The sequence below is a fragment of the Devosia sp. WQ 349K1 genome, assembly GCF_016595685.1.
In the GTDB taxonomy this organism is placed as follows: Bacteria; Pseudomonadota; Alphaproteobacteria; order Rhizobiales; family Devosiaceae; genus Devosia.
In genome coordinates, this window is record NZ_JAENGO010000001.1 from 41,753 (window position 1) to 61,242 (window position 19,490).

Consider the following 19,490-nt stretch of genomic DNA (forward strand, 5'->3'; position numbering starts at 1 on the left):
GCCGGTTTTAAACACACTGTGCCTTACCGCATTCGCGCATGTTTGCAATTCGTTCCCGCAATGCATCGACGCCTATGGCGCCAGGGATGATCTCATTGCCGATGATATAAGCAGGTGTTCCCGAAATACCCAATGCTTGGGCAACCTTATAGGAATCCTGCAGGACTGTGGCGACGCTCTCGTCCTTCATGCGAAGTTCGAGATCGACAGGCGACAGGCCAAGGCCACGGGCTGCGGCAATGGCGGTATCTTTGGTCACTTTACCGCGGGCAGTGTAGAGCGCCTCGTGGAAGGTCCAGTAGTCGGCATCCGACTCGGCTACGAGAACGCCAATACGGGCGGCATCGACGGAATCGTCCGAAAGGATTGGAAGCTCTTTGAGGATGACGCGCAAATTGGGGTCTTCGGCCATCAGCGTCACGAGGTCAGGCATGGCCTTGCGGCAGTAGCCGCAATTGTAGTCGAAGAACTCGACCAGCGTGACGTCGCCATCGGGATTGCCGAGCACAACCTGATTGGGGGCGTTGTAGATAAGGTCCGCATTGGCTGCGAGACCCTCCTCGGCCTTGGCCATGGCCTCGGTGCGCTCTGTGGCCTCCAAATTCGCCACCATGCGGCGCAGAACCGTGGGGTTTTGCATCAGATAGTCTTCAATCATCGGATTGAGGAAACCTGCGTCGAGTGGCGGCGGCGAGAGAACTTGTGGCGCTGGCAGGGCGTCGGCCAGCTTTGCGGTGACAACACTCTCGACCACGGCGCGCAGATCGGCCTCTGGAAGAGCCGCAGAGGGACGATCAATGACGGCCCAGCCCAAGGCTCCAGCCAAAACACCAGCGAGAGCGGTGAGAGTAATCGTCGTCCTAGCCATGGATGTTCCTCAGGGCGCTGATTCAGTTCACTGCTTTTAGCAGAGGAGTATGGTGATGCGTACCCATGATGGCGAAGTGAAGGTCAAGTCGATCATTTCGGTTGAAGCGCTGTTCGGGGCGGGCTAGCACCAGTGTAATTTCTGGAGGCCTCATGACTTCGACTGCTGCTGACGGGCTAATGCCGTTCTTCGCCATGGATATTCTCAAGCAGGCCAAGCTGCTTGAAGGGCAGGGACGCACAGTCTGCCATTTGGAAGTTGGCGAGCCGGGATCGGCACCCGCGCCAGCCGTGCGCGCGGCTGTGGCCAAGGCCGTCGAAAACCCGCAGGGCTATACCAATGCCAAGGGCTTGCTTGAGCTGCGCGAAGGTCTCGCCGCCTATTACCAGCGCAATCACGGCGTATCGGTTGATCCTGAGCTAATCCTGGCCACCATGGGGTCTTCGGCAGGCTTTATTCTGGCCTTCCACACGGCCTTCAAGCCCGGCGCGCGCATTGCGATCACCCGTCCGGGCTATCCGGCCTATATCAATACCTTGTTTGGCTTGGGCTTTGGCATTGCCGAAATCCCGCTCACAGCCGAGAACGGCTGGCGGTTGACTGGTGCGGATATTGAGGCCGCCTACGCCCGCGAAAAATTTGACGGACTGCTGTTTGCCAGCCCGGCCAATCCAACAGGCGCGTCTGTGTCGCGTGAGCAATTGGCCGAAATCATCGCCACCTGCGAAAAGCTGGGTGTCACCCTAATTTCAGACGAGATCTACCACGGGCTCGACTACACCGGGCCAAGCGTCAGTGCCTTGGAGCTCACGCAGAACGCCATTATTATCAATAGCTTCTCGAAATATTATTGCATGACGGGCTGGCGCATTGGCTGGATGGTCATGCCCGAGGTCATGGTGCGTCGCGCCGAAATTTTGCAGCAAAACCTCTTCATTTCCGCGCCAACCCTTAGCCAGATTGCGGCAACCGTCGCCCTTGGCGAAGTCGACTATTCCGAAGAGCAGAAGGCGGGCTACGCGGCAACGCGCGATGTTCTGTTCAATGGGCTCCGCGAGATCGGCTTCTCGCTGCCGCATGACAGCGACGGCGCGTTTTACGCTTATGCGGGCATTGAGAAATTCTCCAATAACTCGCTGGAATTCTGCGAGAAAATGCTCGACGCCATCGGTGTCGCGGCAACGCCGGGGATCGATTTTGACCGTGTCGACGGCTATCGGTTCGTTCGGTTCAGCTTTGCTGGCACCCGCGCCAGTGTCGAGGAGGCACTCGTGCGGATGCGGACCTATTTGAAGTGAGGAGGGGCGCGTGGCTATACCCACAATCGAAACAGAACGACTGATCCTGCGTGAGCCGCGGGTCGAGGATTTTCCGGCCTATGCCGAGTTGATGGCGTCTGAGCGAGCCGAGTTCATGGGCGGCCCATTCGACAAGAAGGCTGCCTGGGGCATGTTCTGTCACGGACTGGCTCTGTGGCAGATGTATGGGCACGGCTCGTTGATGATCGAGCTTAAATCCACCGGCCAATGCATCGGCGAACTTGGGATCAATGCTGGTCCGTTTTATCCCGAAAAAGAGCTCGGCTGGATGCTTTACGACGGGCATGAGGGGCAAGGCTATGCCTTCGAGGCGGCGCTGGCGTTCCGCTCTTGGGCCTTTGATGCCCTCAAGCTGCCGGACCTCGTAAGCTATATCGATGACCGCAATGCGGGCTCGATTAAGCTTGCCGAGCGCATGGGGGCGGTGCGTGACGATAACTGCGTAAGGCAAGATCCTGAGGATGTTGTTTATCGCCATTATAATCAAGGTCTTACGGCTTAAAGTGAAACAGCTCGCTGAATGTTTGGACATCCCAGCGGGCTGAGCCTCCTCACGTAGCTTTAGCGAGATTGGAACTTTTTTAGCGCAACAGTCTTTCTCTATCGGATCTGCGACAGCCCATAGGATCTAGCCAAAGTGCTACAAGTGGTGCCGACGATGCTGGGAAACTGTAAGGCGATCATTGTGGCCAATGAGGCCCACGGTCGCGTTGAGCTTATGCAATTGGCTCGGAAGATGGGCTTCGGCCAAGTTGTTTCCCACGACACTGTCGATGGCGGCTCTGATGATGAGCCCTTGGTTGTCTTCTTCCTTGTTCACTACAACATTAGCGTCGCTGCGAAACAGCGCCTCTTGGCGCAATTGCGGGTATCAAGCTTGGACCAGGTCCGCTTTGCCCCTATCATTACCTTCCTTCCCGACGGCCCGAGCGAAGACGTCCTCGCCCATATCGAAATGGGTTTTGATGATGTCATTAGCCTGCCGGAAAATCAGCACATTCTGCAGTCTCGTCTAACCTCGCAGATTGGCAATGATCAGCTCTATATCGAAACGGCCAATTATCTCGGCCCGGACCGGCGCCGTATGGAGCCCAGTGGGCACCAGTACTCCGGGCGGCGGCAGGGGAATTTCGACCATAGCCGGCTTACGATCCATCGCTCTGTGAAAGAGGGGATAGCGGTTGTCCGGCGCGAAGTATTTTTATCCGCCGCGCCGATTGGGCAGAGGGCATAAAGAAAGGGCGGTCCGAAGACCGCCCTTGGTGTTTTTAGTTCAGGCCTAGGCGGCGCTGCCACCAACCGACCTTCTTCTTTTCGCCGGGTGCTTCGGCGTTCTCAACTTCTGGCGCTGCTGCCTCAGAAGGCGCGGACGAAGTGACAACCAGACCTTCTGGCGGCAGTTCCTTCTTCACACGTGGCTTGCGCTTTGGCTTGTCAGAGGCCGCTGGGGCTTCTGCAGCTGGCGCGGCGGCAACGGGCGAGGACTCGACGACGGCAGGAGCGGCCGCACTCGCATCGGCTGCTGGCGCAGCATCAGCGGCTTCGGCCTTTGGCTTGCGCGCACGAGACTTGCGCTTTGGTTTTTCAGCCGGTTCTGCTTCGGCAGCGGCCGGAGCGGCTGTCTCAGCTGGGGTCGCATCGACCGGAGTAGTTTCTGCTGGCGCAGACTCTTCGGTTTCCGTGACCTTCTTGCGGCGCGTGCGCTTTGGCTTTGCCTGAGCTTCGCTTGCAGCAGGTGTCGCTGTTTCAGCATTTGGTGCTGCGGCAGCGACTTCGAGGACTGGCGTCGGTTCAGAAGCGGTATCTGCTTCTGGTGCGATGTCAGCTTCAACCGTGCTCACTTCTGCAGCAACAGCTTCGCCGATGGCCTGTGCGGCTTCAGCTTCACCGTCACGACGGTTGCGGCGACCACCACGGCGGCCACGGCGACGGCGGCGGCGGGTTTCGCTATCCGCGTCATCGGCTGCGTCCGCTTCAGATGGGGTCGCTTCGGAGGCGCTGGCCTCGTCGCTTTCTTCACCATCGTCATTGGCCGCAACCTGTTGCGCCGCAGGATTGCTGTCGCCATTGCGTTCGCCACGTTCACCGCGACGGCGGCGACGACGACGGCGGCGATTATTGCCTTCGCCTTCTTCGGCGTCGGCAGACTTGGCCGGGGTTTCTTCTTCTTCGTCGTCGCTTTCAGCTTCGGCGACGTCTTCTTCCGCTGCGTCTTCGATGACGGCGCTGTCGACACGCACGTGTGCTGCTGCGCGCTGATCAACATAGGACGCGACGCGGGTTTCGCCCTTTTCGATTGCGAACTGGTGGCCGGTCATCTTGCCATCAGCCGTAATGGTGATGGAGAGATTGTTGCGGGCTTCCAGCAGCGTGAGGGTGTCACGCTTGTAGTTCAGAATGTAGAGAGCGACTTCGACCGGAACGCGGACATTGATCGACTGGCCAGGCTTGCGCATGACGTGTTCTTCAATGTGACGCATGATCATCAGCGCCAGGCTTTCGGTCGAGCGAACCAGACCTGTGCCATCGCAAATTGGGCACTTGTGGGTCGAGCTTTCAACAACACCAAAGCGGATGCGCTGACGGCTCATTTCCATGAGGCCAAAGTGCGAAATGCGGCCAACCTGAATGCGCGCGCGATCGTCCTTGAGGGCGTCCTTAAGACGGCGCTCAACAGCACGGTTAGAGCGGTTTTCCATCATATCGATAAAGTCGATAACGATGAGACCGGCAAGGTCGCGCAGACGCAGCTGGCGCGCCACTTCGTCGGAGGCCTCCAGATTGGTCTGGAGAGCGGTGTCTTCGATGTTGTGCTCTTTGGTCGAACGACCCGAGTTCACGTCGATGGAGACGAGCGCTTCGGTTGGGTTGATAACGATGTAGCCGCCGGAGGGCAGGGTGACGACCGGAGAGAACATCTGGTCGAGCTGGGCTTCAACGCCGTACTTGGAGAACAGCGGCTGATCATCCTTGTAGAGCATCACGTTTTTCGCGTGGCTCGGCATGATCATTGCCATGAAGTCCTTGGCTTCGCGGAAGGCAGCGTCGCCAGCCACGAGAACTTCATCGATCTCCTTGTTATAGAGGTCACGAATGGTGCGCTTGATCAGCGAACCTTCTTCGTACACGAGGCATGGCGCTTCGCTCTCCAGGGTCAGCGTGCGGACGCTTTCCCAAAGGCGCATCAAATATTCAAAGTCGCGCTTCACTTCAGCCTTGGTGCGCGAAGCACCGGCTGTGCGAAGGATAACGCCCATGCCCTGTGGTACCTCAAGATCGGAGGTGATCTCCTTGAGGCGCTTGCGGTCAGCAGCGTTGGTAATCTTGCGCGAAATACCACCACCACGGGCGGTGTTTGGCATCAGCACCGAATAACGGCCAGCAAGCGAGAGGTAGGTTGTGAGAGCAGCGCCCTTATTGCCGCGCTCTTCCTTGACCACCTGAACCAGCATGACCTGGCGGCGCTTGATAACTTCTTGAATCTTATACTGATGACGGCGCTGATGGCTGGAGCGACGACGCTCTGGCACTTCTTCAAGCGCGTCTGCGCCGCCGATGGACTCGACTGGCTCAGTATTGGCTGGTGCCTGCTCAATATGGCTGGCATCGCCTTCGGAGTCTGCGTCGGCTTCAGCCGAAGTTTCTGTTTCAGAAACAGCTTCAGCCGCTGGCGCGGCTTCTTCGACGTGTTCGTCTTCGCTGGTCTCTTCATCGAGCAGCAGGGCTTCGCGATCGGCTACCGGGATCTGGTAGTAATCGGGGTGGATTTCGCTGAACGCGAGGAAGCCGTGGCGATTGCCACCATATTCAACAAAGGCTGCCTGCAGGCTGGGTTCAACCCGAGTAACCTTGGCTAGATAAATATTGCCGCGCAGCTGGCGGCGGGTTGCCGATTCGAAATCGAACTCTTCGAGACGGTTTCCTTCAGTGACTACAATCCGAGTTTCTTCGGGGTGGATGGCATCCACCAGCATTCTCTTGGTCGCCATAATAAGCTCCGCGCACCCGCGCGCCGACAGAGACACGCCGTGAGATAGGCTGTCTGCATGTAGCGCGTTGCGGGGCGAATGGGTTGAGTTTGGTAATGCGCGAACCTCTCACGTTCGGCGCAGTTGTATTGATGGCAAAGGCTGGCTCACTGGGCGAAAGGGGACGGCAATCGACTTCTTCGATCGCGTCGCGCTGTTCTCGCCTGAGGGCCATATGACCTCTTCCTGTTAGGCCGCTACGTCAGTGCAGCAGGCCGTCCGGCTATTGGTACAAGCCGAAATTCTTCAACTGAAAGCGCAACCGCAACGTCCGTCTCGGACCACAGAGAGTGCTAGGGCACTCAGAACTAGTCACGAAACACGCGCGCTTTCATCCTTAGCGTGTAAGAAAGTTGGGCCCGATTAGCAACAAGAAAGTCGAAACGCCCTTCCGTCATGTCATTGTCATGGGCATCGGTTGGCGCAGCGCACAAATCATCGCATAAGGCTCGTTCTATGCCGAAGAATCGCCGCAAGCGCGGTGCATTTGGGTGTCAAATCAGTGCGAGGCAAGGTCCAGTTTTGACCAGAGCTATTTTTAAGCGTGTCATAGGTTTGATTGTCGTTTTGGGTGGGCTGTGCGGGCCTGCTTTGGCGCAAAGTGCTGCCTTACCAAACGTCATAGATGCACGAGTGACGATCACGCCGGAACGGGCGCGCCTTGTGATTGATCTGGCTGCAAAGACCGAATTCGCATTCGTTTCGCTCGATGAACCAAATCGCTTGGCCGTCGACGTACGGGCAGGGACCTTCACGGTTCAAGAGACCGAAGGGGAGCCTGCGGGCGAGGGTTTTGTCACCCGTTTCGCCATTGAACAGGCGGCAGGCGACCGTGTGCGCACAGTGCTGAGTCTCTCGGCTCCGGCACAGGTGCAGCAGGCCTATGTCCTTGAACCCTATGACGGACAACCCGCTCGCCTCGTCGTCGACATCATTCCTGCGACACCCGAAGAGTTCGCTGCCAATGTTGCGCGCGATAAGCAAATCTCCGCGGCCACCAGCGAATCGACCCCAGCAGGCGGCTCCGAGCTGCCCATCGCCACGCGGCCCCTCGTGGTCATTGACCCCGGTCATGGTGGTATTGATAGCGGGGCAGAAGCGCCGGGCGGCTTCCGCGAAAAGGACATTGTGCTGGCGTTTTCACTCAAGCTGCAAGAATTGCTGGTACAATCGGGACGCTTTGATGTGGCGCTTACGCGTCAGGACGACAGCTATCTGCGCCTTGAAGAACGCGTTGCCCTGGCGCGCGCCAACAAGGCTGATCTCTTCGTTTCGATCCACGCCGATAGTTTCCAGCAGCCCGAAATTCGCGGCGCGAGCATTTACACGCGCGACGAGCGGGCGACTGACATTCTCGACAAAGTTCTCGCCGACAATGAAAACACGTCGGACGTGATCGCCGGCTTTGTCATGCCGCAGGTGATGGCGCCGGAGGTGGTGGACATTCTGGTCGACCTGATGCGCCGCGAAATGCGGGCGCAGTCCTTTGCGGCGGCACAGGCCATCGTGCATTCGCTGGAGCCAAGCGTGCAACTGCGACGTTTTCCTGTGCGACAGGCGGACTTCTTTGTGTTGCAGGCCCCGGATGTGCCTTCGGTATTGGTGGAATTGGGATATATGTCCAATCCCGCAGACGTAACAAACCTGACGCAATCGAGCTGGCGCGATCGCACCGCAGAAGCCATTGCGCGCGGAATTTCGACCTATTTCGATAGTTTGGATGAAGAGGCCCAGTGACGTCTTCCGACTCAGGACGTGTGGGATAATGTTTTGCGGGTAATCCGCGTTTGGAGTGTCTGACGGGATGTTTCGTCTACTCGGCTGGCTGTTCGGTTTTGGAATGTTCCTCGCTCTCGGTGGCGTGGGCGCAGCGGCCGTGTATCTGTCCACTGTGACGGCCGAGCTGCCCGATTACACTGTCCTCAAGGATTATCAGCCGCCGGTAACGACGCGCGTTCATGCCGCCGACGGTACGCTCTTGGCTGAATATGCGCGCGAGCGCCGCTTGTTTCAGCCGATTGAAACCGTTCCGCCTTTGCTGATTGAAGCCTTCCTCTCCGCGGAAGACAAAGATTTTTACAGCCACAACGGCATCGCGCTCGACGGCATTATCCGCGCGCTGCGTGACAACGTTCTGGCGCGTATGGATGGCAATAGCTCCATTCAGGGTGGTGGCTCTTCGATCACCCAACAGGTGGCGAAGAATTTCCTTCTGACTTCGGAACAGACCTGGGACCGCAAGCTGCAAGAAGCCTTGCTGGCTATTCGTATCGAAAGCACCTTCACTAAGGACAAAATCCTCGAGCTTTACTTGAACGAGATTTTCCTTGGTTTGAACTCCTATGGCGTGGCCGCTGCAGCGCTCAATTATTTCGATAAGGCGCTCTATCAGCTGACCCTGCCGGAAGCCGCATACATCGCTGCACTGCCCAAAGGCCCGAATAATTACCACCCCTTCCGTCGCCCGCAGGCCGCTATTGAGCGCCGCAATTGGGTGATCGATCGTATGGTCGAAAACGGCTATGTCGCGCCCACAGAGGCTGCACAGGCCAAGGAAGAAGCGCTCAACGTTATTCCGCGCGCCTCCGGCAGCCAGCTCTATTCGGCTGAGTATTTTACCGAGGATGTGCGCCGTGAACTGGCCAAGCTCTACGGCGAAGACCAGCTTTATGGTGGTGGCCTCTCGGTGCGCACCACGCTCGAGCCCCGTCTGCAAGAATATGCGCGTCGCGCATTGATGGATGGCCTCATCCAATTTGACCAGCAACGCGGGTTCCGCGAGCCTGTGGCCTCGGTTGATCTCAGCGAGGACTGGGGCTTGGCGGTCTCGGCCATTAAGCCACTCAGTGACGTGCCGGAATGGCAGCTCGCAGTTGTGCTGGAAGCCAATGGCAATGAGCTGACAATTGGCCTGCGTCCCGAAAGCGATGCGGACGGTAAGCCCGGTGTTGACCGTTTGACCGGAACACTATCGGGCGGCGACGTGCGTTGGGTCTCCAAGCGTCTCGACAGCATTTTGGCTGTGGGCGACGTGATTTATGTATCGCCGGTCGCTGGTAAGTCTGGCTCCTATACCCTTCAGCAAGTGCCTGAAATCGAAGGCGCATTGGTGGCAATGGACCCGCGCACGGGCCGTGTTCAGGCCATGGTGGGTGGCTTCTCCTTCTCCGAAAGCGAGTTCAACCGCGCGACCCAAGCCCTGCGTCAGCCGGGCTCCTCGTTTAAGCCAATCGTTTATGCAGCGGCGCTCGATAATGGCTATACGCCAGCCTCGATCGTTCTTGATGCGCCGATTGAAATGCGCATGGCAGACGGGTCCGTATGGCGGCCCGAAAACGCCTCCCAGCAGTTCTATGGCCCGCAGACCCTGCGTCGCGGCATTGAGCGCTCGCGAAACGTGATGACAGTGCGACTTGCGCGTGAAATCGGCATGCCGCTGGTTGCGGATTATGCCAAGCTATTCGGCGTTTATGACACCATGCAGCCAGTGCTCTCCATGGCCTTGGGCGCGGGCGAAACCACGGCGATGCGCATGACTTCGGCCTATGCCACCATGGCCAATGGCGGTCGCAAAATTCAGCCGACACTCATCGACCGTATTCAGGATCGCTACGGCAAAACCGTCTACCGACACGATCAGCGCATTTGCGAAGGCTGCAATGCCGAAGCGTGGAACGGGCAGGGCGAACCCCGCATCATCGACACGCGTCAGCAGGTGCTTGATCCGATGACCGCCTATCAGATCACGTCCATGATGGAAGGCGTGGTCCTGCGCGGCACTGGTACGGCCGCCGCGCGGCTCAATCGTCCAGTGGCGGGTAAAACCGGTACCACCAATGATTACAAGGACGCCTGGTTCGTCGGCTTCACGCCGGAATTGGCCGTGGGCGTCTACATTGGCTATGACACGCCACGCTCCATGGGTTCGGCTGGCTCGGGCGCGGGCATGGCCGTTCCCGTCTTCGCTGGCTTTATGGCCAATGCTTTGGAAGGCAAGCCTGCCACGCCGTTTAACGTGCCGACGGGCATGGATCGCGTGCGCATCAATCCCGATACAGGGACGGCAGCCTATGAAGGCGAAAGTGGCATTGCCGAAGCCTTTAAGCCCGGGACGGGCCCGAACCTGATGACGTCGGTGATCGGTGTTGGACACGCCGCTAACGACGCGCTGGTGCGCGATCAGATGCTGCAGCAGCAATATAACGGGGGCATCGTCCCCCCACAGCCCGAGCCTGAGCCGCAACCGCGCCGCACATTGTTCGGCTGGTAAGGCGAGGGTGCAAAATCTGTGCGTAGGTATTGAACGGCAGGAAAAACGCACAGAATCTGTTGCGTAGCAAAATGGCTTACGGTAACACCCTAAGCGTGCCCCTCTGGCGGAATGGTAGACGCGCTTGACTCAAAATCAAGTATCGAGAGGTGTGCCGGTTCGAGTCCGGCGGGGGGCACCAATAATCTCCAAAAAGTCCCGGAAAGCCTGTGTTTCAAGGCCCTGAGTGCCCCTAGCGGTACACAACGTGGTACACACGCAGTACACGGGGTTCAGCTGTGAGGCTGGTCGTGAAGCACGTGAATCGCAATGCGCAGGGGGTGTGGAAGTACCGCCGCCGCGTACCGGGTGACATTGTTGAGGTCATCGGAAAGGCCGAGTTCAAAGGGACGCTTGGCAATAGCCACACTCAAGCTTTGTCAGCTTGGCCCAAATTTCACGCACAGATTGAGCAACAGATCGCTCGTGCTCGTAAGGCCAAGGGAACGGCGGATAACGCTGTGCCTAGGTCCGCTCGCGACGCATACGCTGATGCACTGCGCCAGTTTCGTGCCGCTGTCGAACATATCCCTGACATTGACTACGACCACGGTGACTTGCCGCCGAATCCTCGCGACGTCTTGGCGGACAATATTTTGGCTTCTTATCCGGAAGACCCTGATACCGGGAAGCCCGTAGGCATTCCCCAAGACCAGACCTACTTAGTCAATTTGCTACGCAACAGTGGGAAGGTAGCTCGTCCTCTAGCGACTTTGGGCGACGCTCTACGTGAGTACATCAAGGAGCGGTATGGCGACGACCGCGAAGGTTCCGAAAGGACCGCAATCGCTAGTGCTGAACGAGCGGTGCGGCTGGTAATTACCGCACTCTGTCGGGACCCGGTGCTGGCAGAATTGACCCGCGAGGACGCGAAAGAAGCGCGCGACTTTATGTTGGATCGCTTCAAGGCCAACGGTCAAAAGGTCAGCGTCTCGACGGTTGATCGAGAGTTGAATATCGTCCGTGCTGTGGTCAACTTCGCACTTGCCGAAGGCCTGATGCCAGCGGGGCTGCGCAACGTGTTTGAGCGGTTGCCAATGCCGACGATCGCAAATGGCTCGACTGAAGCAGAGGCGCGAGACCCTCTGCCGGGGCCAGTTTTAGCGGCGGTTTCAACGCGCTTTGTCACAGCGGCAGCGCAAGACATGAACTGCCTGTGGAGGATACTTGCCGGAACAGGGTGTCGTCTGTCTGAGATTACAGGATTGCGTCGGGAGGACGTGGTGCTGGACACTCTCGCTCTCGACCCGCTCCCCCATATTCGAGTTGCCTGGCATGAGAACCGTCGCCTAAAGACCCAGTCGTCAATTCGGTGTGTGCCGTTGGTTGGCGATGCGTTGGACGCTGCAAATGTGGCGCTATCGCTGTCAGAAGGTACGATGCTCTTTCCTCGATATGGGCGTCACAGGGGCGGCGATGCTGCTTCCCAAGCACTGATGAAGCACGTTCGCAAGGTCACGACCAACCCCAAACACGTGATCCACTCATTACGGCATAACATGAAGGATCGTCTCGCACTTGCTCAAACGCCTGAGCTCGTTCGGAATCTCATTATGGGTTGGTCGCTCGATAGCGTTGGGGACCGGGTATATGGCGGCGAGAAGGCGAAGCTGCTCGAGACCACACGTGCGATGCGCAAGGCGTTTGGTCAGGCCGATTAGTTAAAACAGATAGGCAAACCGAGGCTGTTGCAGTTGGACGGGGGCGACGCGAGGGGTATCCCTGCCGCCCGCCGCCGCCCGCCGCCGCCCGCTAATTCACCGTGTTCGAGGAAGACTGTCGCCTAGTGCGTTCATGAGGACTTAGCTGAACTTGAGGTGCAGATAGGTCATAAGAACTGGAGTGGCTGACAGCCTATTCTGAAGCTCTCCAATCAGGAGAGTGACTGAAACTGCGAGCAGAATGCTCTTGCTGGTCCGATGGCCTTCAGTCCGTATTCCGAGAGCCTAAGAGCTGTTTGCTGATGCATTTCGCTTTCGGCTGCTGAGATCCAAGTGTACCGGATCGTCAGACCCTCTGTGGCATTATCGAGCTCCTCCCACATTTCTCTATTCTTAACCGGCTTTTTGTTGGCGTTCCTCCAGCCGTTCCGTTTCCAATTATGAATCCAATCACTGGCTCCTTGGACTAGGTTTTTGCTGTCAGATTGGACTTCGATTGTGCAGTCATGTTCGAAGTTGGGGTGCTTTCGTACCGCTTTCAAAGCTTCGATAACGGGTGCCATCTTGATCCTGTTGCAGGTGGTTTCGTCTTGTGTTCCTGCAAGTTCGTCCAGAACCCATGAGCCATGTTCGCTATTTGCGATGATGACGGCGCCCCATGCTCCTGTTCCGTAATTTTCCACGCATTTCCCGTTGGTCGCTAGGGTGTAGCCGATGATTTTGTGATGTTCTTTCGGCAATGCTTGTTGGTTGGTCGACGCGGTCATCCCGGTCCTCCTTGGTTGTTTCGATAGAAATGATTGTGACGTTGCGAGTGAAGGGCGAAGGTCGTGCTTACCTTCGCAGGGTGCTCAGCCCTGCCCAAAATGGGCATATAATGGTTGGGTTGTTAGGTAGCGTTTGAGGTCGCGATTTGGTTAGAAATCCTCATCCTCATCCTCATCCTCATCCTCATCCTCATCCTCATCCTCATCCTCATCCTCATCCTCATCCTTATCCTCGTCTTCCTTCTTCTCTTCATTGAAGAGGTAGTCCATCATGGCTTCCAGCTTGTGTCCGATGGCGTAGTGGAGTGCCTCGGCCACCAGTTCGGAATCCCTGCGATGAAGCCCGTTCAGTGCGTCGAGGATGGCCCCCGCGAGTGTTCGAACGGCTGCTGTCCGTTCTTCATCTTCTGGGCTCTCGTAGGATTCCATTGTGTTAGGCCTTCGGTCACGGAACCATAAGCCAGTGGCTTCCATACCTTCGTGCTGCATCCCAACCCACCTCGCTCGCATGTTGTCGACAGTGCCCTTAGAGATGCCCGATGCTGTCACGATCTCGGATTTTGAGTAGTTGCCATTAGGGTCCCTGACGAGCTTCCACGCGAAATCAGCGCGTTCAGGGCCTGAAAGTGGGATTGAGGCCTTGGCGTTCTCTGCGCCAGCGAGAAGCAACGCAGTTCGCTTAGCGCAGGTCACAATTCTCGATGGAATTCCTGATTGCCATGCGACTGCTTTGTAGGCTGCTAGGCGGTGCACACCGTCGAGGAGGATGAGGGCTTTGCCATTGTCCCAGAGTAAAAGCGGATCAAGTTGCCCCGTGTTCCTCAAAATTGCCGCAAGTTGTTTGACGTGGTGCTGATCTGCGGTCGGTTGGTGGCGTGTCCTAAAGTATGGGTCTATTCGGATGAGGTTGCGGGTTGGCTTCCAAAACTCTTCGTTGACAGATTTTGGTGCATTTCTCCCTTCAATGGCCGGTGGTTGAGTGCAAGCGATTGGGCTGGCTTTTGGGACTTCGGTCATGAGTGTGTCCGTTAGAATGAAAAGTTTCGGTTCTATGGGACGGGGTAGTGGCCTAGGGGCGGTAATCGCGGTAAGCGTTGCGAAGACAATGTAGATATCTGAAGGTAGGATTGAGGCTCTTCTCTACGTTAAAAGTTGGGTACTTCCGCGTGTGGCGGAAATCATGTTTGAGCCTAAGCGGAGAGGCGCAGACGGTGTGCAGCACGGGGAACCGGTACGCCCCCCCTCCAAAGCCCTAGGTGACCTCTGCCTCTCTATTCTGGCAATTGAGGTGCTACCGGGGAGCGAGTGCACTCGATGTTGCGTTCTGGATCGTCAGCGGTAGTGTCACGAGAACGAGATCTTCTGCGCTGTTGAGTGTTGGGGTAGCCACATTCGCCTTTGGAGGTAAGGCTACGAGTGGGCCGACCGTTTCGCGTAGCGCGACCTGAGTGGTTGGGGGGAGCATCCGCGTGTATTTCAGCAAGCACCAGATGGTCCACGTGTAGTCACCGCGAGATTGAGGCGTGATTACCTCGTTTGCGATAGCGAGCTCTACTGCTGTGCTGATGGCGAAGTCAGCAGCGTCCCTAAGTGCCAGAACCGCGTTGTAAGTTTCTGATTTGACACGAGCGCTACCTAGATAACTTTTTAATTCATCTCCCACTGAGATAGAGCGCTGAGTGACACGGTCCCTCATCTCCTGTCCTGATGGTGGTGCTTGTTCCTTCTTTGGTCGGTTCACTTTGCTATTTCTCCGGAGATGCTATCGGGAAACGGCTTCTAGTTTTAAAAATTGTTGTGATGCAACAAGGGGTTGTTTGGGTTTTCTGGTAGGCCGGTTTCGCGATTGTCGATTGTCGCTATGTGATGACATTTAGCTCTGCTGAACGGCGGCACTTCTGAGGCTCCACGTAGTGAAATTGTAGCGGAGGCGCACATGCTGTGGCGCGGCGACGCAGTACGATAAATAGGGGGAGCTATTCCGGAGAACGTACGGGGGGCGGAGCACTCAAATCTCTCCCTATCATCTCTGCCACCTCGCTAGCACCTGTTCGGCTGCGTCGGGGTTGTCCCGGAGGCGCTGTACTGTCGGACGCGTAAGACCGGTTGCCTTAGCGATAGCAGACGCTCCAGCACCTAGCGCGTCCATGTCTCGAAGAGTCGTAAGCTGGGCGTGTGTATAGCTTGGTCGACGCCCTCGGTATTTCTCCGGTTCCTTGTCGCGTGTATCCGCAATTCCAGCCCTCTGGGCGCTCTTTGTTGCCTCGGCTTGAGCTTGTGCCGTAGCGGCCATAAATCCCACCAGAGCGTCCCGTACCGCCATTTGAATGGGGTCCGCAGTCGCGCCGTCGAAGGTCATGTTGTTGATGACAGTTCGAACCACAACGCCCTGCCGCATGAAGTGCCTGATAGTGTCTGTGACGTCCTGATAGTTGCGCCCTAGGCGGTCCACCCACCGCACCACGAGCACGTCTCCGTGCCGCAGCTTGTCGAACAAACGTTTCCCTTCTGGACGTTCCCGCAAGGGCACTTTCACTCCCGACACGCCGTCATCGGTGATGACTTCGTCAATCTTGAACCCTGCTGCCTCTGCCTGAATAAGTTGGTGAGCGCTGTTTTGGTCAGAAGTGGAGACGCGAGCATAGAGGATCGTGCGAGACATGAATTACCTGCCAACAAGGTTCGTGCCCACATAGGTGACTGCCAACAAATGAAAGTCAACCCTTGTGGGCGCGGCGTGACGGCAGTTCCTGTGTGCTCATAGAGGTATACCCTGTGGACACTTTCCGTAGCTGCGTTGAGGGGGCGGCTAACTTGCGCCGAGAGGGGGGCAAAGTCATTCGGCTTTCAAGAGACTGCCCCCTCGCGAATTTTGGGCATTTTTAGGGTGGACGCTAGCGCTTCTTGCAGGGACCCGATCGCTCGACCAATAAGCTCCGCGGGCTGCGGTAGTGCAATGATCAGGAGCGTGTTTGATAGCGTCGAAAGGTCGAGCTACACTGCGGTGCGTAAATAAGTGCCGTGATCGTCACGCAGATTTTCATGGCGGACCAAACTTTTTGTCCATATTCCTCATACTGTGCCGGGAGCTATGCCTCAAAACGGCAATTCAGGTTGGCCATTGAGAGCCGCAATTTGGTCGGAAATTCGTATTTTTAGGTCGGCTTGGGATCTAGCATCGTTGTCCATCACTCCAACCAGCGTTCGCAAGCTTGCCCCGTCTCGCACGATGGCGAAAGAGCGTTCGGTTGTCACATAAACAACCGACTTTTTTCCACGCTTCACGAGTTCTAGGACGTTGCCGAGCGTCCCCGTGCTTTTAGCGTCCCACAGCATCAGGCCGAAATCTGCCTTCGTAGCCATCGCCAAGTCTTTTGCCACGAAAAATTGCCTACTTCCCGGTAACGCTGACGTGTGAACGTTGTGAATCTGCCACCCCCCCAAGTTGTTTCGGGGGGCTGTTCCTGAGCAATAAACAGTCACATTTTCGCAGCCTTTCTCGTACAGAAACGCTTGCATCGCCTTGTCTGCGCCATTCGCATCACCAACAAGGACGTGAAGATCCGAATTAATCAGGGTTTCGAGGCGTTGCGAAAACGCAATGGGCATCTTTCTGATCTTTATTGAGCCAGCGATGAACACAGACTGCATTTTTATTTCCACGTAAGGGCGGCTACATATACGCCGCTGATCTTTGGGTAGGTTTGAAGGGCTGCGCAAGCCGCTTCCATTGAAGCTCCTGTATCGAATAGGTCGTCCACAAGCAAAGCGTTCCATTGCCCAGTACCGGCAATGCTATCTTGGATTGTTAATCGACCAGCGAGTTCGGCGTGCTTTTCTGCCTTTGTGCCCAGATCCTTGAGTTTCTTACCGGTGGTCGACGGGGCCTTTTGAATGATGTTTTCGAATGAAGTCACATTCATCAGTCCTGCGAGATCTCTTGCCACTGTCGAAACGGGCTGCTGCTGTCGAACTTGTGACGCTGGCATTGGGATCACCAACCCTATCTTGGGTAATAGTGGTACAATGTGCTCGTAGATTGCTGTTGCCAGTAGCGGGCTTTGGGCCCAAGAAGCGCGATATTTTAGTTGGTATACCGCCTCTCCAACCTCTGTACGTACAGTGTCAAACTGTGGATGGCCCAACTCATTGTCGTACAGATACGTGCTGGACACTATGTGTTTGTCTAGCGCGTAGCCGTCATTCCAAGGTCCTTTAATTTTTCGAATGTTTACCTTCATAAATGTCCCCTCCGCTTTCGAGGGTACTTATGTTGTTATGGTTGTTGTAAAAAGCTAGGCGTCTTAGAATTTATTTATGCGTGTGATGGCGCTTCAATGCATCGGTTCGCGTCACTAACCGCTCCATCACGTTGAGGGGGCGGGGGCTGATCAATCGAGTGACGGGTTTGGCGCAACTGAGATCTAGCGATATCTCTAATTGATATGGGATACTCTCGCGGTGCGAGCTCAGTTGTTTCTGCCTGTTTCCATCGAGGAACCATTTCCTGTTCCTGGGGGGGCATATGAGAGCTGTGCGGTGTGACCGAGCGCTCTGTGGTGCTTACCGTAGCCTTTTAGGCGGTACACAAATTTGACACGCGTGGTACACACGGCCTATTCTATCGGGTATCGGGTGTCGTCGGAAGTGCCCAGAAATCCTAGGGATTTGATCACAAAATGTCAGTTCGATATACTGCTGAGCCTCCGGCGGGGGGCACCATTCAGTTATCGCTAGAACTGAAATCAAAAGAAAGCCGATCCGGAAACGGGTCGGCTTCTTTGTTTTCGAGCCTTCTGTCGAATTGAATTTGAGAACTAGGTTGGTGACACATATCGTAATTTCTCCGCGGGATGACCAACCCTCGTTAATGCTGCATATTCACCTCGTGGTTCTCACGGGAGGGGAGAGATGCAAGTCATTGAAGAGGACCAGCTGTCGCGGGTGATGGCGCAGAAAACTACGCCTGTAGCGATACGCCGAGGAACGGGATACAAGTTGCATGTGCAGCTCCCGTATGCTGAAGACAATCGCATTTGGCTTCAACTGGGAATGAAAAGTGCGCCGAAGTGGCTTCTATCACAGCGTCGATGGGAACTTCCGAGCACCCACTTCAATACGTTTGTGAAGCGAGCATTGGATCGCTATTCGCGACTTTATGTAATTCAGCCATATGCAGAACAAGAGGTTTGCGCCAAGCAGTGCTGGGATGCACAAGGTCATGAATGTCAGTGCAGCTGCATGGGGGCAAATCATGGCAGCGGAAACGGGGATGGTTATTTCGAGGTAACGGACACGTTCGCCGTACGTTGGCAGGCGCAACGGATGGGGTGTCGTTTGATGGCGCGGAAATAGTTCCGTTGGGAATGGGGGGAATGCACCGAGTGCTTTGATAGTTCGGTGCCTCGCCCCCTAAGCCCCAATCCACATCCTAACCAGATACACCGTGCCCACCCCTGCAACCATGGCCGCAAACAGGTTTTTTGTGCCGACGAAAACCAGCGCTGTTGCAACAGCTGCCACCAGTTCCGCTGGGCTGCCGGTGACGAGGGCAGGCGCGACCAGCGCGGCGAGAACGGCACCGGGAATATGTTTCAGCCAGGCGGCGGCAAAACCGTCGCGGGGGAGCCGGTCCGCTAGGAGCAGGCCTGAGACTTTCACCGCGATGGTGACAAAGGCCATGCCGAGGATGGCGAGGAAAGCTTCAGGGGAGATGTGCATGCTTGCGCACCTCAAAAAATGCGCCCGCGAGCGAACCGGCGATGCCGCCAATGAGAATGTGCCAGCTGCCATCGATCAGTTTTGACGCGATGATGGCGACGAGTGCCCCGACGATCCATGGAATGAGGTCGGCCTTGCCCTTCCACATGCCAAGGAGCAGGGCGAGGAAGGTCGCTGTGAAGGCGAAGTCGAGGCCCCATTGCGCTGGGTCATCAATGGCTGAGCCGAGGCCATAGCCAATGAGATTGGTCAGCATCCACGAGAGCCAAGCCAAAGTGCCGCCGCCCAAAAGGAAGGCAACCGAGCCCTTGCCATGGGCCATGGCCGATACTGTCATCGCCCAGTTCTCGTCGGTGACGAGATACATCTGCAGGGCTTTAAAGCCGAGAGGGCCGGGCGGGTAGAGCGGGCGCAGGGTGGCAGTGAGCAGCAGATAGCGCAGGTTGACGATCAGCGCTGCCAACACCATTGCCCCTATGGGCAGGGTTGAGGCCGGTGTGCTCCACAATTCCAAAGCGACAAACTGTGAGGCACCGGCAAAGACCATGGTGCTCATCAAAACCACTTCGAGGGCGCTGAGACCGGTTGAGCGGGCGAGCACGCCCCACACCAGGCCATAGGCCGCAACAGAAATGGCGACGGGCACGCAGGCGCGGGCGCCGGCTAGGAACTGATTGCTGAGGGAATCGGGGGCTTGGGCAAGGTGTGACATCGTTCATGTGTCTAGCATGGTAGTTGAGAACGGAAAGATGCCCCGCTCGCAAAGTGATGCACGCCTTAGGTGTGGATGGTCTTGGCTGAATTGACGCTTTGTTAA

Annotated in this window: 16 protein-coding genes and 1 tRNA gene; 8 read left to right on the top strand and 9 right to left on the bottom strand. The window is 56.7% G+C overall.

The window, feature by feature from the left end; all coding sequences use genetic code 11:
- Positions 1–7: 7 nt before the first annotated feature.
- Positions 8–868: a DsbA family protein gene (locus tag JHL21_RS00165; protein ID WP_200211147.1), complete on the bottom strand. Its 861-nt coding sequence runs from the start codon at positions 866–868 to the stop codon at positions 8–10.
- Between the two features lie 152 nt (positions 869–1,020).
- Here JHL21_RS00165 and JHL21_RS00170 point away from each other — a divergent pair, with 152 nt between their 5' ends.
- The 3 genes from JHL21_RS00170 (at position 1,021) to JHL21_RS00180 (ending at position 3,421) form a co-directional block, all read left to right on the top strand.
- Positions 1,021–2,166 (top strand): pyridoxal phosphate-dependent aminotransferase, encoded by a 1,146-nt coding sequence (locus JHL21_RS00170; protein ID WP_254081889.1) that lies wholly within the window; start codon positions 1,021–1,023, stop codon positions 2,164–2,166.
- A gap of 10 nt (positions 2,167–2,176) precedes the next feature.
- Entirely contained in the window at positions 2,177–2,689 is a 513-nt protein-coding gene (locus JHL21_RS00175) for a GNAT family N-acetyltransferase (RefSeq protein WP_200211149.1), read from the top strand.
- A 156-nt stretch (positions 2,690–2,845) separates the two neighbouring features.
- Complete coding sequence (locus tag JHL21_RS00180) at positions 2,846–3,421, top strand: hypothetical protein (RefSeq protein ID WP_199531577.1); 576 nt, start codon at positions 2,846–2,848, stop codon at positions 3,419–3,421.
- A gap of 34 nt (positions 3,422–3,455) precedes the next feature.
- On the opposite strand, the gene JHL21_RS00185 is transcribed toward JHL21_RS00180, so the two are convergent.
- A complete protein-coding gene (locus tag JHL21_RS00185; protein ID WP_200211151.1) occupies positions 3,456–6,176 on the bottom strand; it encodes a ribonuclease E/G in 2,721 nt (906 codons plus the stop codon).
- A 672-nt stretch (positions 6,177–6,848) separates the two neighbouring features.
- Between JHL21_RS00185 and JHL21_RS00190 the strand changes: the two genes are divergently transcribed.
- The 4 genes from JHL21_RS00190 to JHL21_RS17940 all read left to right on the top strand — a co-directional run bounded on the left by JHL21_RS00190 (position 6,849) and on the right by JHL21_RS17940 (position 12,185).
- Positions 6,849–7,952: an N-acetylmuramoyl-L-alanine amidase gene (locus JHL21_RS00190; RefSeq protein ID WP_200211153.1), complete on the top strand. Its 1,104-nt coding sequence runs from the start codon at positions 6,849–6,851 to the stop codon at positions 7,950–7,952.
- Positions 7,953–8,019: 67 nt separating this feature from the next.
- Entirely contained in the window at positions 8,020–10,485 is a 2,466-nt protein-coding gene (locus tag JHL21_RS00195) for a penicillin-binding protein 1A (protein WP_200211155.1), read from the top strand.
- 97 nt (positions 10,486–10,582) lie between these two features.
- Positions 10,583–10,666: transfer RNA gene (locus JHL21_RS00200), tRNA-Leu, on the top strand.
- A 109-nt stretch (positions 10,667–10,775) separates the two neighbouring features.
- Positions 10,776–12,185, top strand: a complete 1,410-nt coding sequence (locus JHL21_RS17940; protein ID WP_200211161.1) for a site-specific integrase — start codon at positions 10,776–10,778, stop codon at positions 12,183–12,185.
- 212 nt (positions 12,186–12,397) lie between these two features.
- Here JHL21_RS17940 and JHL21_RS00210 read toward each other — a convergent pair whose 3' ends face one another.
- From JHL21_RS00210 to JHL21_RS00230, 5 genes are all read right to left on the bottom strand, one after another.
- Positions 12,398–12,952: a ribonuclease H gene (locus JHL21_RS00210; protein WP_200211162.1), complete on the bottom strand. Its 555-nt coding sequence runs from the start codon at positions 12,950–12,952 to the stop codon at positions 12,398–12,400.
- 150 nt (positions 12,953–13,102) lie between these two features.
- A complete protein-coding gene (locus JHL21_RS00215) occupies positions 13,103–13,969 on the bottom strand; it encodes a ParB N-terminal domain-containing protein (RefSeq protein WP_200211166.1) in 867 nt (288 codons plus the stop codon).
- A gap of 1,006 nt (positions 13,970–14,975) precedes the next feature.
- Positions 14,976–15,614: a recombinase family protein gene (locus tag JHL21_RS00220; RefSeq protein ID WP_200211168.1), complete on the bottom strand. Its 639-nt coding sequence runs from the start codon at positions 15,612–15,614 to the stop codon at positions 14,976–14,978.
- A gap of 434 nt (positions 15,615–16,048) precedes the next feature.
- Positions 16,049–16,603 (bottom strand): hypothetical protein, encoded by a 555-nt coding sequence (locus tag JHL21_RS00225; protein WP_200211169.1) that lies wholly within the window; start codon positions 16,601–16,603, stop codon positions 16,049–16,051.
- A 2-nt stretch (positions 16,604–16,605) separates the two neighbouring features.
- Complete coding sequence (locus JHL21_RS00230) at positions 16,606–17,193, bottom strand: ComF family protein (RefSeq protein ID WP_200211171.1); 588 nt, start codon at positions 17,191–17,193, stop codon at positions 16,606–16,608.
- Between the two features lie 670 nt (positions 17,194–17,863).
- Between JHL21_RS00230 and JHL21_RS00235 the strand changes: the two genes are divergently transcribed.
- The gene (locus JHL21_RS00235) at positions 17,864–18,307 is read left to right on the top strand and encodes a hypothetical protein (RefSeq protein ID WP_200211172.1); all 444 of its coding nucleotides are present in this window, start codon (positions 17,864–17,866) and stop codon (positions 18,305–18,307) included.
- A gap of 57 nt (positions 18,308–18,364) precedes the next feature.
- Here JHL21_RS00235 and JHL21_RS00240 read toward each other — a convergent pair whose 3' ends face one another.
- Positions 18,365–18,673 (bottom strand): AzlD family protein, encoded by a 309-nt coding sequence (locus tag JHL21_RS00240; RefSeq protein ID WP_200211173.1) that lies wholly within the window; start codon positions 18,671–18,673, stop codon positions 18,365–18,367.
- Entirely contained in the window at positions 18,657–19,385 is a 729-nt protein-coding gene (locus tag JHL21_RS00245) for an AzlC family ABC transporter permease (protein ID WP_200211174.1), read from the bottom strand. Before JHL21_RS00245 ends, JHL21_RS00240 begins: the two co-directional genes overlap by 17 nt.
- Positions 19,386–19,490: the final 105 nt, after the last annotated feature.